General features: G+C 73.0%; 9 protein-coding genes. 5 read left to right on the top strand and 4 right to left on the bottom strand.

Annotation, left to right across the window (positions count from 1 at the left end; all coding sequences use genetic code 11):
* Nucleotides 1–223 precede the first annotated feature (223 nt).
* Nucleotides 224–1270, top strand: coding sequence for a DUF2332 family protein (locus ACFY9S_RS09910; RefSeq protein ID WP_391125070.1), 1047 nt, complete (start codon nt 224–226; stop codon nt 1268–1270).
* 178 nt (nt 1271–1448) lie between these two features.
* Here ACFY9S_RS09910 and ACFY9S_RS09915 read toward each other — a convergent pair whose 3' ends face one another.
* Both ACFY9S_RS09915 and ACFY9S_RS09920 read right to left on the bottom strand, forming a co-directional pair.
* The gene (locus ACFY9S_RS09915; RefSeq protein WP_391125073.1) at nt 1449–3119 is read right to left on the bottom strand and encodes a peptidoglycan DD-metalloendopeptidase family protein; all 1671 of its coding nucleotides are present in this window, start codon (nt 3117–3119) and stop codon (nt 1449–1451) included.
* A 105-nt stretch (nt 3120–3224) separates the two neighbouring features.
* Nucleotides 3225–4088: an alpha/beta fold hydrolase gene (locus ACFY9S_RS09920; protein WP_391125076.1), complete on the bottom strand. Its 864-nt coding sequence runs from the start codon at nt 4086–4088 to the stop codon at nt 3225–3227.
* A 524-nt stretch (nt 4089–4612) separates the two neighbouring features.
* Between ACFY9S_RS09920 and ACFY9S_RS09925 the strand changes: the two genes are divergently transcribed.
* A complete protein-coding gene (locus ACFY9S_RS09925; protein ID WP_391125079.1) occupies nt 4613–5029 on the top strand; it encodes a cobalamin-dependent protein in 417 nt (138 codons plus the stop codon).
* Between the two features lie 345 nt (nt 5030–5374).
* Here ACFY9S_RS09925 and ACFY9S_RS09930 read toward each other — a convergent pair whose 3' ends face one another.
* Nucleotides 5375–7054 carry a DUF5691 domain-containing protein gene (locus ACFY9S_RS09930; RefSeq protein ID WP_391125082.1) on the bottom strand — a complete coding sequence of 560 codons (1680 nt, stop codon included), beginning with the start codon at nt 7052–7054 and terminating at the stop codon, nt 5375–5377.
* 136 nt (nt 7055–7190) lie between these two features.
* Complete coding sequence (locus tag ACFY9S_RS09935) at nt 7191–8546, bottom strand: SWIM zinc finger family protein (protein ID WP_391125085.1); 1356 nt, start codon at nt 8544–8546, stop codon at nt 7191–7193.
* Between the two features lie 145 nt (nt 8547–8691).
* On the opposite strand from ACFY9S_RS09935, the gene ACFY9S_RS09940 reads away from it, so the two are divergent.
* The 3 genes from ACFY9S_RS09940 to ACFY9S_RS09950 all read left to right on the top strand — a co-directional run bounded on the left by ACFY9S_RS09940 (nt 8692) and on the right by ACFY9S_RS09950 (nt 13610).
* On the top strand, nt 8692–9822 hold the full coding sequence (locus tag ACFY9S_RS09940; RefSeq protein ID WP_391125088.1) for an AAA family ATPase: 1131 nt from the start codon (nt 8692–8694) through the stop codon (nt 9820–9822).
* Nucleotides 9823–9907: 85 nt separating this feature from the next.
* The gene (locus ACFY9S_RS09945) at nt 9908–12304 is read left to right on the top strand and encodes a DUF5682 family protein (protein WP_391125091.1); all 2397 of its coding nucleotides are present in this window, start codon (nt 9908–9910) and stop codon (nt 12302–12304) included.
* A gap of 139 nt (nt 12305–12443) precedes the next feature.
* Nucleotides 12444–13610: a VWA domain-containing protein gene (locus ACFY9S_RS09950; RefSeq protein ID WP_391125094.1), complete on the top strand. Its 1167-nt coding sequence runs from the start codon at nt 12444–12446 to the stop codon at nt 13608–13610.
* Nucleotides 13611–14464 lie beyond the last annotated feature (854 nt).

The following is a 14464-nucleotide window of genomic DNA, read 5'->3' on the forward strand; positions in this document are numbered from 1 at the left end:
ACGGCCCGGGAAGTCGTCACCGCCCTGCGCGACCACGACGTCGAACAGCTGAGTCCGGATCCTGCTTCGCGAAGTCGGCGTGCGCGGATTCCGTCACCGCCCTTCGTCTGCCGGCTCGTGGAGGACGTTCACGGGGTTCCCTGCGGATGGCTAGGATCGTCGGATGCCCAGGCCGACCGCAGAAAGAGCCCTGCCCGTGGGCAGAGCCCGCACACTCGCTCAGGTGTACCGACACTTCGGTGAGGTCGAGGCCGCCGAAAGGTCGCCGCTGTACGAGCGTGTCGCCGTCGCCCTGAGTGAATCCGACGAGGCCCTGCGTGCCATCGAGGCGGCGCCCGCGCGCAAGCGGCACCCCGCCTTGATCCTTGCCGCGCTGCACGACCTCGCCCTCGCCGGACGCGCCCCGGCACTCGCCGCGGCCTATGCCGCCGCGGACGGCGACGCTGCCGCCGCCGCGGCGATCGACACGCTGCTGCGCATGACCGACTCCGTCGTGGCCACCGCCGCGCACCGGCAGACGCGGACCAACGAGACCGGACGCTGCGCCGTGCTGTATCCGGCCATCGCCGAGGCTGCGCGCCGGGTGGGCGCGCATGCGGTGGGGCTGATCGACGTGGGCTGCTCGGCTGGACTCAACCTCAATGTCGATCGCGTCGGCATCACGTACAGCAACGGACAATCGCTGGGAGACCCGTCATCTCCCGTGCAGATGACGTCTTCGACCGTGGGAGACCGGCCCGTCCCGACCCGGGCCCTGCCCGAGGTCGTCGCCCGGGTCGGCATCGACCTCGATCCGGTCGACGTGACCGACGCTGACCACGCCCGATGGTTGCGCGCCTGCCTGTGGCCGGACGCGTCCGGTCATCCGGAGCAGGCCGCAAGGCTCGACGCGGAGATGGCGTTGTCGGCGACAGTCCCTCCGCTGCTGCTGCGAGGTGACGCCGTCGAGGTGCTGCCCGAGGCTTTCGCCCGTGTGCCCGCCGACGCTCTGCCTGTCGTCACCACGACGTGGGCGCTGTCGCGCTTCCCGCTCGAGCGCCGCCTGCGCTTCCTGCACCGCCTCGACGAGGCGGCGGCCGGCCGGACCGTGGCGTGGGTGTCAGCGGAGGGGGTCGGAGTCGCGCCGGCGATACCGACACTCGGCGACCGCCGCGCCTCCGGCCACAGCATCATCGGCCTGGCGGTGTTCGGCCAGTCGGCTCTGCGCGCCGAGGCCGTCGGCCGCTGCTGGTCGCAGGGCCGCCTACTGGCGTGGCTCGCAGACTCCTAGGCCCTTCTTGGCCGTGTCCGCGCCTGGGGTTCTGTTACGCACAGTTCGTGAGGGATCCGACGTCTCGCCTCGGGCAGCGGCCACCTGCCGGCTGACCGGTATCAACGCCCAGGGTGCGAAGGGCCTGCCGGACTTGGTTCGGAGCCCTGTCGTCGGACCGGCGGGGGCTGCCGGGACGTTACGCCGGGTCGATGCCGTGGCTGCGCAGCCACGGCAGCGGGTCGATCGCCGAGCCGCCGGCCGGGCGCACCTCGAAGTGCAGGTGAGGACCGGTGGAGTTGCCGGAGTTGCCCGAGCGGGCGATCGGATCGCCCGCCTTCACGGTCGTACCCGAGGGGACCGTGTAGGTGGAGAGGTGGCAGTACCACGTCTCCGTGCCGTCCTTGGCGGTCACGATCATCATGTTGCCGTACGCGCTGTTCCACTGGGTGCGCACGGTGCCGTCGGTCGCGGCCATCACGGTCGTGCCGTACGAGACGGGGAAATCGATGCCGGTGTGGAGGGACATCCAGTTGATGCCGGACTGGCCGTAGTAGGCGCTGAGTCCGTGCCGGGCGACCGGCAGCGCGAACTTGGGGCGCAGCCGCTCCTTGCGGGCCGCTTCCTCCGCCGCGCGCTTCTTCTCGGCCGCCTGCTGGGCCTTGAGGTCGATGCGCTCCTGTGTACGGCTGGCCCGGTCGGCGAAGTCGTCTGCACCGGCGGAAAGGCTCTGCAGCTGAGTGTCGAGCTTGTTGTTGGCGGCAGCCGGCTTGACCGGTTGTGCGTCCGCCGCGGTCGTCTGCGCCTCGGCGGCACTGTCGTCGGCGAAACTGCCCACGGAGGCGGCGGCGATCCCGGCGACACCCATCACGCAGGCCGAGGGCACCGCGATGGTCATCAGCGCCGAGCGCTTGGGCGGTGTGCGGCGGCGGGAACGGGAACCGGCGCGCGAGGCCGCCCGCGACGACGGGGCGACGGGGACGACGTCCTCCTGGCCGTCCAGGAGCGGGGTGACGACGGGCAGTTCACCGGTGGCGGCCGGCTCGTCTCCGTCCGCGGCGGGGTCGTGGAAACCGGCCCCGGCGGATTCGTCGTAGGCGACCTGCTCGAACGTCGCGGTCTCGTGCTGCCCGAAGGTTTCGGCGGGGTGCTCGTACGCGTCGGGATCCGGTGCGGCGGTGCCGTCGGAGTTCCACTGCGTGGCGTCGTAGGCGCCTGTGTCGAAGGCCTGCGTGCCCCACTCCCACTGCTGGGTGTGGTCGGCGGGGTTGCCTGACTGATCCGGCTGGAGCCAGGCGCCGGACTCCCACTGCCCTGTGGCGTCGGGGGAGGGGGCCTGGGACGGGATGGCCGGCATCGGCTGCTGCTCGGCCGTCCAGGAGGTCGTGTCGTAGACGCCGGTGTCGTAGGCGCCGTGGTGCTGGGCCGCGTATCCGTCGTAGTGCACGTTCTCGTGCGTGCCGGTGGGCCAGTGGCCGGTGTCGTAGCTGCCCGTGTCCTGGCCACTGCCCGGCATGTCGCCGAAGAGGGGGTCGGTCGCGAAGCTCGCGGTGGTGTGCCCGGTGGCGTCGAAACCGACGCCGTCGGTACCGGCCGTGGTGGCCCCGGTGGCGTCGAATCCGGTGGCGGCGTAGTCGCCGTACGTGGTGAAGTCGCCGTACTGGGCTTCCTGGGTGCCGTACGACGCGTAGTGCGCGGAGGCGGCGTCGGAAGCCGGAGCCGGGGTCATGGTCCCCGACGGGTGACGGTCGTTCACCAACTTCTCTTTCGCCTCGACAACAGGGGCTGCCAGAGCAGTGCGGCGACTGTACCCGGCGGTACGCGGGCACGACAATCTTCTGCAGGTTTCGCGCGCGCAGGAAACGGGCATTCGGCCGTGTTTTGGCGGACGGCGGGCACGGGTTTGGTTCTGTGTTCGAAGTTTGTTCGAGGTTGATCGGTGCTTCGGCGCTGAGTGATCGCTGTATGACGATTCTCAGGCGACCGTCAGACCGCCGGTTTGTTCGGCCGAGGGTTCACCCGCGTGTGCCGTGTCCAGGACCTGCCGTATGCCGTTGGCGACGGCGGGGTGAACGGGCAGGGCGAGATGGCCGATGCCGGTCACGCGCACGTTCTGCGCCGTCAGATCGGGATGGTCGACGCAGGCCGTCTCCAGCGGGTCCATCACATGGTCCAGGTCGCTCCAGAAGCTGACGAAGTGCGTACGGCAGTCAGGGGCGGGCAGAGCGAGCTCCTTGAGCACCGGTGAGCCGGGGCGCATCTGGCGCACGATGGGGTGCGCGTCGGCGAAGGGCGCCACTCGGGTTCCCGAGTGCGGCGTGCCGAGCGTGACCAATGTCCGTACGCGCGTGTCGCCGCCGAGCCGCTGCACGTAATAGCGCGCTATCAGTCCGCCGAGGCTGTGTCCGACGACATCGACCCGGTCGGCCCCCGTGCGCTCACAGATCTCCTCGATGTGCCGGCCGAGCAGTTCGGCGGCGGCCCGTATGTCACAGGTCAGCGGCGAGTAGTTGAGCGACTCGATCTGCTGCCTGCCGTGCTGGGCGAGGCTGCGGCGCAGCAGGACGAAGACCGAGCGGTTGTCGATGAATCCGTGCAGGAGCAGGACCGGCGGCTTGGCCTCCGTGGGCAGTTGGGCGGCACCGTCCGAGGGCAGCGCCGGGACGGGAGCCCGGCGCTCCTGGGTGATGCCGGACGGGTAGAGGAGGAGATGCCCGGCCAGGATCGCGATCTCCAGGGCGGTGGCTTTCAGGAGAGCCAGGGAGAGTCCCGCCAGTCTGCCCGGCAGCAGGCGCTCGCAGAACGGAAGAAAGGGCAGAGCCGCCCTGGTGACCTTCATGGCCGACCTCCTGTCGGCACGCGGGAGGACGCCTCCGACCCCCGTGTGCCCTCGTGGAAAGCAGCCGCGAAGACGGCCGGCGATGACCGCGAGAGCCGCGTGAGCCGTGAGGGTAGAGCGCGGCGTGTGGCGCATGTGACGCCGGTGGTGCGGCGGAGGTCCCCGATCGGTGGGGTGACGAGGCTCCCCGCCGGTGCGCCGTGTCTGCCCTGCGTGCGGTGCGTGCTGTGCGTGCTGTGCTTGCCCTGCGTGCCTTCGCCGAAGTGCCGTGCTGTCGCGGTCCGTCGTGGACGGTGCGGCGGTACGGCTACCTCGATGCAACTCCCCTTGCGCTTGTCTCATCGTGTGATTTCCCCCTCGGCATCCACCGTGAAACTGCCGGTTGCGGGATGCTGGAGATAACGTCCGTTCACTTGCCCGGAAGGTTCGGGGCGGGGCGTCCGTGCGGTGCGGCGTGTACGGCTTGCCCGATGTGTGCGGTACTTGTCGGTACGGATGGATGTAGTCGCTTCATGGAGGCAGTGATGGGTGTGGCAGCCGGTCCGATCCGCGTGGTGGTGGCCAAGCCGGGGCTCGACGGCCACGACCGCGGGGCCAAGGTGATCGCGCGTGCCCTGCGCGACGCCGGTATGGAAGTCATCTACACCGGGCTTCACCAGACCCCCGAGCAAATCGTCGACACGGCGCTCCAGGAGGACGCCGACGCGATCGGGCTGTCCATCCTCTCCGGAGCGCACAACACGCTCTTCACGGCCGTGATCGAGCTGCTCAGGGAGCGAGACGCGGAGGACATCCTGGTCTTCGGCGGAGGGATCATCCCCGAGGCGGACATCCCCCTGCTGAAGGAGAAGGGCGTCGCGGAGATCTTCACGCCGGGCGCGACGACGGCCTCGATCGTGAACTGGGTCCGGACGAACGCCCGTCAGCCCGCGGAGGCCTGAGCCTCCGGCGGACCGGCCCGGGTGCCTCGGTCCGGGCGGAACCGGTGGGGCCTCGGTCGGGTGGGGCCGCTTCGCCGGGCGGCCGGACGCCCGCGCCGTCGTCGGCACCCCCGGCAGCGGGCCGGCCGTGCGGGGCCCCGGCTCCACCAGAGGATGGTTCAGGGCCCCCCGTCGACTCTGGCCCTACCCAACCGGCCAGGTCGCAAGGGAACTGGCCTCCCGGGCTTGGACCACGCACAGGATGCGTGTCGCCACCCGGGGTCGAGTGCGCCGGGGACCGGCTCGCCCAAGACCGTCCGGGGCGCGCGGCTGAACGGACCCACTCCGCTCAGTCCACAGGAACGGTCAGGCCACTCCCAGCTCCTCGGCCATCGCAGCACGCAGACGCAGGGTCGTCACCAGGCGCTGGAAGGCCTCCGCCCAGTAGCCCCCGGCTCCCGGCGACGCATTCTCCGGTTCGTCGGGTACGGCCAGCAGCGCGTCGAGCCGGGAGGCCTCGGACGGGTCGAGGCAGCGCTCGGCCAGGCCCATGACCCCGCTGAAACTCCATGGATAACTCCCTGCGTCCCGAGCGATGTTGAGTGCGTCCACCACCGCCCGCCCGAGCGGCGCCGCCCAGGGCACCGCGCACACACCGAGCAGCTGGAAGGCCTCCGACAGGCCGTGCGCGGAGATGAAGCCGGCCACCCACTCGGCCCGCTCGCCGGAGCTCAGCGTGCCGAGCAGCTTGGCGCGTTCGGCCAGGGACACCGCACCCGGACCGCCCGCATCCGGCGCCGACGGCTCCCCGAGCAGCGCGCGTGACCACGCGGCGTCCCGCTGGCGCACCGCCGCCCGGCACCACGCCGCGTGCAACTCGCCCTGCCAGCCGTCCGCCACCGGCAGCGCCACGATTTCCCGGGGAGTGCGCCCGCCGAGCCGCCGCGACCACGTCCCGAGCGGTGCCGCCTCCACCAGCTGACCGAGCCACCAGGACCGCTCTCCGCGCCCTGCGGGGGCCTTCGCCAGGACGCCGTCGCGTTCCATGCCCGGATCACACTCGTGCGGTGCTTCGACGGCGATCGTCGGAGCGGTCTGCGTGATCCCTCGGGCCGCTTCACCCGGGGCTCCGGTCCCTAGGGGCCGGGCGGACTGTGTGTGGTCGATGGCGACGCACGCCTCCGCCCTGACCGCCATCCGCGCGGCGAGCCCCGAACCGGGCAGGGCCGACAGCAATTCCGCGGCCGTCGCCCGGACATTGCGACTGCGATCGGCCAGGGCTTGTTCCAGGAACGGCTCGTCGTCCGGGCCGAGGCCGTCGCGCAGCGAGTCGAGGAACATCAGACGGTCCTCGGCCCGTTCCGTCACCCACGTCGTCGCGAGCAGGTCGCGTGCGGCGGCAGGGTCGCGAGAACGCAGCGCGGACAGCAGGGCGACGCGCTCGGCGAACAGTCCCTCCTCCCACAACTGCCGGATCCTGTCGTCGTCCTCCAGGTGCGGCAGGGCCGCTCCGCCGCCCGGGGTCGCGCGCAGGGCGAACCGCCAGTCCGGGTTCAGCCGGGCCAGCCACAGGGCTCGCGGCCCCGCGAACTCCAGCGCCGCCGGACGCAGGTCCGTACGCCCCCGGGCCGCGTCCAGCAACGCCGGGAGCACCTGCGGAGGCGGTGCAAATCCACCGGCGTTCGCCACCGCGAGCCACTGCGGCAGCAGCTCCGTCAGGTCGGGTGCGGTGCCCCGCCGGCCGCCGCCGGACGGGCCGGGGCGGTCGGCCAGCAGCATGGCGAGCCTGCGGGCCGCCGCCGGCGGCAGCGCGGGACGCGTGTCCTCCGGAGCCGCCTGCGGACGCTCGGCCGCCCGCGCCGGGCGCAGACCGGCCCGTCGTCGTACGGTCTCCACGGCCGCCGCGTCCAGCAGGGCCAGGGGTGCGTCCGGGCCCGGGGCGGTGCCCGGCGGGGTGCGCCGGTCGGTGCCCAGCAGCGCGGTGGTGACGAGCCTCTCCCAGGTGTCCGCGCCGGGCGCGCCCACAGGGGTGGAGGTCCTGGTCATGAGCTTCCTTTCCGCGGGGCGCCCGGTAGTTGAAGGCTCGCCCTTACCTGTTGTCCCGTGCTGCCTGAACAATGTGTGGATCCGTGTGGTGGGAAAGGCCGGTCCACGTACCGTGGGCGGGGCCGCTGCCGCCGGGTCAGCACAGCGCGACCGCGTCGCCCGGGCCCTCGGGCCAGGCCGTCAGCGGAGTGAAGCCCTGGTGGCCGCACTCGCCGAAGACCCTGACCGGTGCCCCGCCCGACAGGGCCACGAGCCGCCACAGGCCCGGCCGGGAGCGGGCGGCCGGAGTGAGCGGCAACGCCGCGTCCTCGTCGGCGTCCGCCAGTTGCCAGGAGTCGCCGTCCGGCGTCGGAACGACCCGGTCCAGCGTCACCGGGACGGACTCCAGCCACGGGTCGTCGCGCAGGGCGTCGCCGTAACGGGCGGCCGCCTGGGTCGTGGTCAGCCCCGGCGGACGTATCGCCGCGGGCGCGGGCGGGGCGAACTGCTCGCCCAGGGCCACTCGTGGTTGCCCGGTGCCCGGGTACGCGGATACCTCCGCCTCCAGAGTCAGGCCCACCGGCAGCGCCGGCTCCGGGGCGCGGCCGGCCGCACCGTAGGAGAGGAGCAGCACGGTGCGGCGGGAGTCGGCGCCGTGCAGCCAGATCCGGCGGGTCGTCAGGCGCGGGTCCGTCGTGTCGTACTGGGCGAGGACCAGCCAGCGGTCGCGCAGCGGCGGGCCGTCCGCGGAGGCCGGGAGGCCCATGCGGGAGCGGACCGTGGCGGCGAGGCCGGCCGGTAGCCGCTCGCGGCGCAGCCAGCCCCGCCCCAGCAGGTGCAGCAGCGCGCACTCCTCCAGCAGCCGCACCGGCCAGCCCGGGCCGGTCGACGGGATCGCCCCCAACTCCCGCACCCGGCCCGCCAGACCCTGCGCCTGGGCGTCGACCATGCGGGCCGCCGTCTCCTCCCAGAGGCCGTACCCCGACTGCTCCGCGGTCGCCAGGCCTGTGCGCAGCAGGTCGACCAGGCGCTGCTCCAGCTCCACCGCGCCCGCCGAGACCCGCTCGGCCCGGCGCTCCGCCCGCCGTCGCGCCGCCTCGGGGTCAGCGGCCCCGGACGGCGCACCGGAGCCGGCGTCCGTCTTCTTCGCCTCCGCTCGCTCGCGCCGCCCAGCTGTCCACTGCGCGGCCCACTCCGGCGCCTGCCCCGGCGGCACCGCCGCGTCGTCGGCGGCCCAGAGCAGCAACAGCCCCAGCGCGTGCTTGCACGGGAACTTGCGGCTCGGGCAACTGCACTTGTACGCGGGCCCGGCGGCGTCCGCCATGTCCACGACTGTTTGATACGGCTTGCTTCCGCTGCCCTTGCACAGCCCCCACACCGTCCCCTCGCCGGAACTCCCCGCCTCGGACCACGGCCCCGCCGCCCCGAGTTTGCTTCCCGCTTTGCGTGATGCCGCGTCAGGCGCCAGTGCCAGCACCTGGTCCGCGGTCCAGCGCGCCCCCTGCTGAGTCATGTCACCGAAGGTAGATCCCGCCACTGACAATCGGGTCCGCCAGCGGCTCCGGCAGGGCATTTCCGCAGGTCGGAACGCATTGTCAGTGGTGTGGTGCAACGTTGGCGACAGATCCGAACCGGCCGAGCTGGAGGGGGACTTTGCCATGACCGTGTCCGTGGAGCCGACGTCCGTCGAAGCGGGGGAGACGGCACCGACCCAGGCGTTGCGACCGCACGCCGAGGTCGCCTTCGCCCGTGAACTCGCCGCGCTGGCAGCTCAGGACGACCGGCCGCGCCCGGCCCGCTGGAGGATGTCGCCCTGGGCCGTCGCCACGTACCTGCTCGGCGGCACCCTGCCGGACGGCACGGTGATCAGTCCCAAGTACGTCGGCCCGCGTCGCCTCGTCGAGGTCGCGGTCACCACGCTCGCCACCGACCGCGCCCTGCTCCTGCTCGGCGTCCCGGGCACGGCGAAGACCTGGGTGTCCGAGCACCTGGCCGCCGCGGTCAGCGGCGACTCCACGCTGCTGGTGCAGGGCACCGCCGGCACCCCGGAGGAGGCCATCCGCTACGGCTGGAACTACGCGCAGCTGCTCGCCCACGGCCCGAGCCGCGACGCCCTCGTGCCCAGCCCCGTCATGCGGGCCATGGCCGACGGCATGACGGCCCGCGTCGAGGAACTGACGCGTATCCCGGCCGACGTGCAGGACACGCTCATCACGATCCTGTCGGAGAAGACGCTGCCGATACCGGAGCTGGGCCAGGAGGTGCAGGCGGTCCGCGGATTCAACCTGATCGCCACGGCCAACGATCGCGACCGCGGGGTCAACGACCTGTCCAGCGCCCTGCGCCGCCGTTTCAACACGGTGGTGCTGCCGCTGCCGGAGAGCCCCGAGGCCGAGGTCGACATCGTCTCGCGGCGCGTCGACCAGATCGGCCGCTCCCTCGACCTGCCGGCCGCCCCCGACGGGCTCCACGAGATCCGCCGGGTCGTCACGGTCTTCCGCGAGCTGCGCGACGGGGTCACCTCCGACGGGCGGACGAAGCTGAAGTCCCCCAGCGGCACGCTGTCCACGGCCGAGGCGATCTCCGTCGTCACCAACGGGTTGGCCCTGGCGGCCCACTTCGGCGACGGCGTGCTGCGGCCGGCCGACGTCGCCGCGGGCATCCTCGGCGCGGTGGTCCGCGACCCGGCGGCGGACCGCGTCATCTGGCAGGAGTACCTGGAGACGGTGGTCCGCGAGCGTGACGGCTGGAAGGACTTCTACCGGGCCTGCCGCGAGGTGAGCGTGTGAGGAACACGGGGCGGTGGCCCCGGGCGACGGGACGGTGGTCGCCCGCGGGATCGGGCGGGGACGTGCGGGACGGGAGGGGGACGAGATGACCGGTGTGGAACAGGCCGCGGGCCGGGGGGCCGGGGCGGGGCCGGTGCTGCTCGGGGTGCGGCATCACGGACCGGGGTCGGCGCGGGCGGTGCGGACGGCGCTGGAGGAGGTCCGGCCGCGGGTCGTGCTGATCGAGGGGCCACCCGAGGCCGACGCCCTGATCCCGCTCGCCGCCGACGAGGAGATGCGGCCACCCGTCGCCCTGCTCGCCCACGCCGTGGACGAGCCCGGCCGCTCGGCGTTCTGGCCGCTGGCCGGGTTCTCCCCGGAGTGGGTCGCCCTCCGCTGGGCCCTGGAACACGACGTCCCGGCCCGCTTCATCGACCTGCCGGCCACGCACACGCTGGCCTGGGGGTTGCAGGAGGACGCGGCGGGAACAGAGGGCGAACGACCGCCGCCGGACGGGACGACGGCGGACGGGGACACCGGTCCCGGCCCCGCCGAGCTCCGGATCGACCCGCTCGGAGTGCTCGCCGACGCCGCCGGCTACGACGACCCGGAGCGGTGGTGGGAGGACGTCGTCGAGCACCGGGGCGCGGAGGAGGGCGACGCGCTCGCGCCGTTCACCGCGCTGGAGGAGGCCATGGCCGCGCTGCGGGAGACCTACGGCAGCGGGGGCCACGACCGGGACCTGGTACGGGAGGCGTACATGCGGCTCCAGGTGCGGGCCGCGCAGCGGGAGTTCGAGGACGGTGTGGCGGTGGTCTGCGGGGCGTGGCACGTGCCCGCGCTGCGGCAGAAGACCACCGTCGCCGCCGACAAGGCGCTGCTGAAGGGGTTGCCCAAGGTCAAGACGGACATGACCTGGGTGCCGTGGACCCACCGCCGACTCGCCCGGACCAGCGGATACGGGGCCGGCATCGACTCACCGGGCTGGTACGGGCACCTGTTCAGCGCCCCGGACCGGCCGGTGGAGCGATGGCTGACCAAGGTGGCGGGGCTGCTGCGCGCCGAGGACCGGATCGTCTCCTCCGCACACGTCATCGAGGCGGTGCGGCTGGCCGAGACGCTCGCCGCGATGCGCGGCCGTCCGCTGCCCGGCCTGAGCGAGACGACCGACGCCGTGCGAGCGGTGATGTGCGAGGGCTCGGACGTGCCGCTGGCGCTGGTGCGGGACCGGCTGGTCGTGGGGGACGTGCTGGGGGAGGTGCCGCCCTCGGCGCCGGCCGTGCCGTTGCAGCGGGACCTCACCCGGCTGCATCGCCGGCTGCGGCTGAAGCCGGAGGCGCTGGAGAGGGAGCTGGAGCTCGACCTGCGCAAGGAGAACGACGCCGCCCGCAGCAGGCTGCTGCACCGGCTGCGACTGCTCGGTATCGCGTGGGGCGAACCGGCCGCATCGCGGGGCAGCACGGGCACGTTCCGGGAGACATGGCGGCTGCGCTGGGAGCCCGAGCTGTCCGTACGGGTCGCCGAGGCCGGCGTGTGGGGGACGACCGTCCTGTCCGCCGCGACCGCCAAGGCCGAGGCGGACGCCGTCGGCGCGGAGGGCCTCGCCGGCGTCACCGGGCTCGCCGAGCGCTGCCTGCTGGCCGAACTGCCCGACGCGCTCCCCACGGTGATGCGGATCCTCGCCGACCGCGCGGCCCTCGACACCGACGTCGGCCATCTCGCCCAGGCGCTCCCGGCCCTGGTCCGCTCCCTGCGCTACGGAGACGTGCGCGGCACGGACACCGGAGCCCTGGCGGAGGTCGCCGCCGGACTGGCCGAACGGGTCTTCGTCGGTCTTCCCCCGGCTTGCGCCGCGCTCGACGCCGACGCCGCCGAGGAGATGCGGGGCCACGTGGACGCGGTGCACGGGGCAGTGGCCCTGCTGGGCGACTCCCCCGCCGCGGGGCACGGCCGTCTGAGGGGCCGTTGGCAGTCGGTGCTGCGGGTGCTGTCCGGGCGGGACACCGTGCCCGGGGTCGTCCGGGGGCGGGCCGTCCGGCTGCTGCTCGACGACGGGGAGCTGGCCCAGGACGAGGCGGCACTGCTGATGGGACTCGTCCTGTCACCGGGCACACCGCCGGCGGACGCGGCCGCGTGGATCGAGGGCTTCGTGGGAGGGACCTCCGGGGGCGGGATGCTCCTGGTGCACGACGAGCGGCTGCTCGGACTGGTCGACGCGTGGCTGACCGGGGTGCCGGCCGAGGCGTTCACGGACGTACTGCCCCTGCTGCGGCGGACGTTCTCGGCGTACGAGCCCGGAGTGCGCCGGACTCTCGGCGAACTGGTCCGGCGCGGGCCGGGAACCGGGGGCGGCGCGACAGCCGCCGGCACCGGAACGCCCGGCTTCGCGGCCGACCTCGACACGCTGCGCGCGGACGCGGTCCTGCCGGTCGTGCGGCTGCTGCTCGGACTGGACGAAGTGGACGAGAACACCGACAACGACCTGGCGGGGGTGACGGGATGACGACCGAGGCACTGAGAGAGCGGACGACGGCACCGGAAACGGGAGCCACCGTGGCGGGCGGGTTCCGGGCGGAAGGGCGGCCGTCGACGACCGTACCGGTGATCCCGCTGTGGGAACGGCCTCGTGAGGAAGGGCGGGCATGACGTCCGAGACGACGGACCCGGCGCAGGAGCGGCTGCGGCGCTGGCGGCTCGTCCTCGGGGGCGACGCGGCGGACGGCACCGGCTGCGCGCTGTCGGGACGGGACGCGGCGATGGACGGGGCGCTCACCGCGCTCTACGGCAGGAAGGACGGCAGGTCACAGGGAGGCCGGGACCGTTCCGCGGGACTCGGGGCGTCGGCGCCGTCCGTGACGCGCTGGCTCGGGGACATCCGGACGTACTTCCCCTCCTCCGTCGTGCAGGTCATGCAGCGCGACGCCATCGACCGGCTCGGTCTCGCCACGCTGCTGCTGGAGCCGGAGATGCTGGAGGCGGTCGAGGCCGACGTGCACCTCGTCGGCACGCTGCTGTCGCTCAACAAGGCGATGCCGGAGACGACGAAGGAGACGGCCCGGGCCGTTGTGCGCAAGGTCGTCGAGGACCTGGAGAAGCGGCTCGCCACCCGCACCCGGGCCACCCTCACCGGCGCCCTCGACCGAAGCGCCCGGATCAACCGGCCCCGCCACCACGACATCGACTGGAACCGCACCATCGCGGCCAACCTCAAGCACTACCTGCCCGAGTACCGAACGATCGTGCCGGAGCGGCTCATCGGGTTCGGGCGGGCCGCCCAGTCCACGAAGAAGGAGGTCATCCTCTGTATCGACCAGTCGGGATCCATGGCGGCATCCGTTGTCTACGCATCGGTGTTCGGGGCGGTGCTCGCCTCGATGCGGACGATCTCCACGCGACTCGTCGTCTTCGACACGGCGGTAGTCGATCTCACGGACCAGCTGGACGACCCGGTCGACGTGCTGTTCGGTACCCAGCTCGGCGGTGGCACGGACATCAACCGGGCGCTCGCGTACTGCCAGTCGCAGATCACCCGCCCCGCGGAGACGGTGGTCGTGCTGATCAGCGACCTCTACGAAGGCGGCATACGCAACGAGATGCTCAAGCGGGTGTCCGCGATGAAGGCGTCGGGCGTGCAGTTCGTGACGCTGCTCGCCCTCTCGGACGAAGGGGCACCGGCGTACGACCGGGAGCACGCGGCCGCCCTCGCGGCGTTGGGGGCACCGGCGTTCGCCTGCACGCCCGACCTGTTCCCGGAGGTGATGGCGGCGGCGATCGAGAAGCGGCCGTTGCCGATACCGGATGCGGCGTGACGGGTGCTGTGAAGTGGCCCTGCCTGAGGGGGCGGATGCCGATGTGTCGATGGGTCATCGTCCGACTTGGAGCAGCAAAAAGGACATGACGGACCATCGGTAAGCAAGGGCTTGCGCAACCTCCGCACTCCCGTGCGAGGATCGGCGCCTGCTCGGCCGTGCGGGGTGTCGGCCGGGCGGTACCGCTTCCGTCGCACGGGAGGAAGCTCCCCCTCTTGAGCTGCTCAACAGCCCTGCCCGAAGCCGCGTTGCGCACGCTGCGCCCAGCGGCCGGGCGGCGTGCGCTCCAAGTGACGCTGTTGGTCGGCGGGTTGCTGGTCATCGGACTGCTGTGGGGGGAGCAGGCTCATGCGGAGAACGGTGCAAACGGCGTGAGGGTGCGGCCGGAGGCCCGGGCCGGGGAGGTCATCAGCGGCCAGAGGCTCGTTCGGGTCGTCGGTGAGGTGGGGGGACCCGAGAGCGAGAGATCGGCCTCACCCGCACATCCGGGCCTTTCAAACCTGCCGGGCCTGGCGGACTTGCCGAAGGTGGCGGGTCTGCCGGACCTGCCGGACCTGCCGGACCTGCAGGGCCTGGCGGACCTGCCGAACGTGGCGGACCTGCCCGCACCACCCGACGCCCACGCCGTGGAGGTCCCGGGCGCGCCCGCTCCACCCACTCCTCCCACCCTGCCCGCTACTCCCACCTTGCCCAGTCCTGCCACCCTGCCCGCTAGTCCCGCCTTCCCCGCTCCTCCTGCCCTCCCCGCCTCCATCACGGCCGACCCGCAGCCGGGCGGGGCGTCGGCATGGGCCCCGGCCCCGGCGTCGGCGTGGGCCCCGGCGTCGGTGCCCGCGAACGAAGGCGACCCCTCA

The organism is Streptomyces sp. NPDC012474 (genome assembly GCF_042955185.1).
In the GTDB taxonomy this organism is placed as follows: domain Bacteria; phylum Actinomycetota; class Actinomycetes; order Streptomycetales; family Streptomycetaceae; genus Streptomyces; species Streptomyces cahuitamycinicus.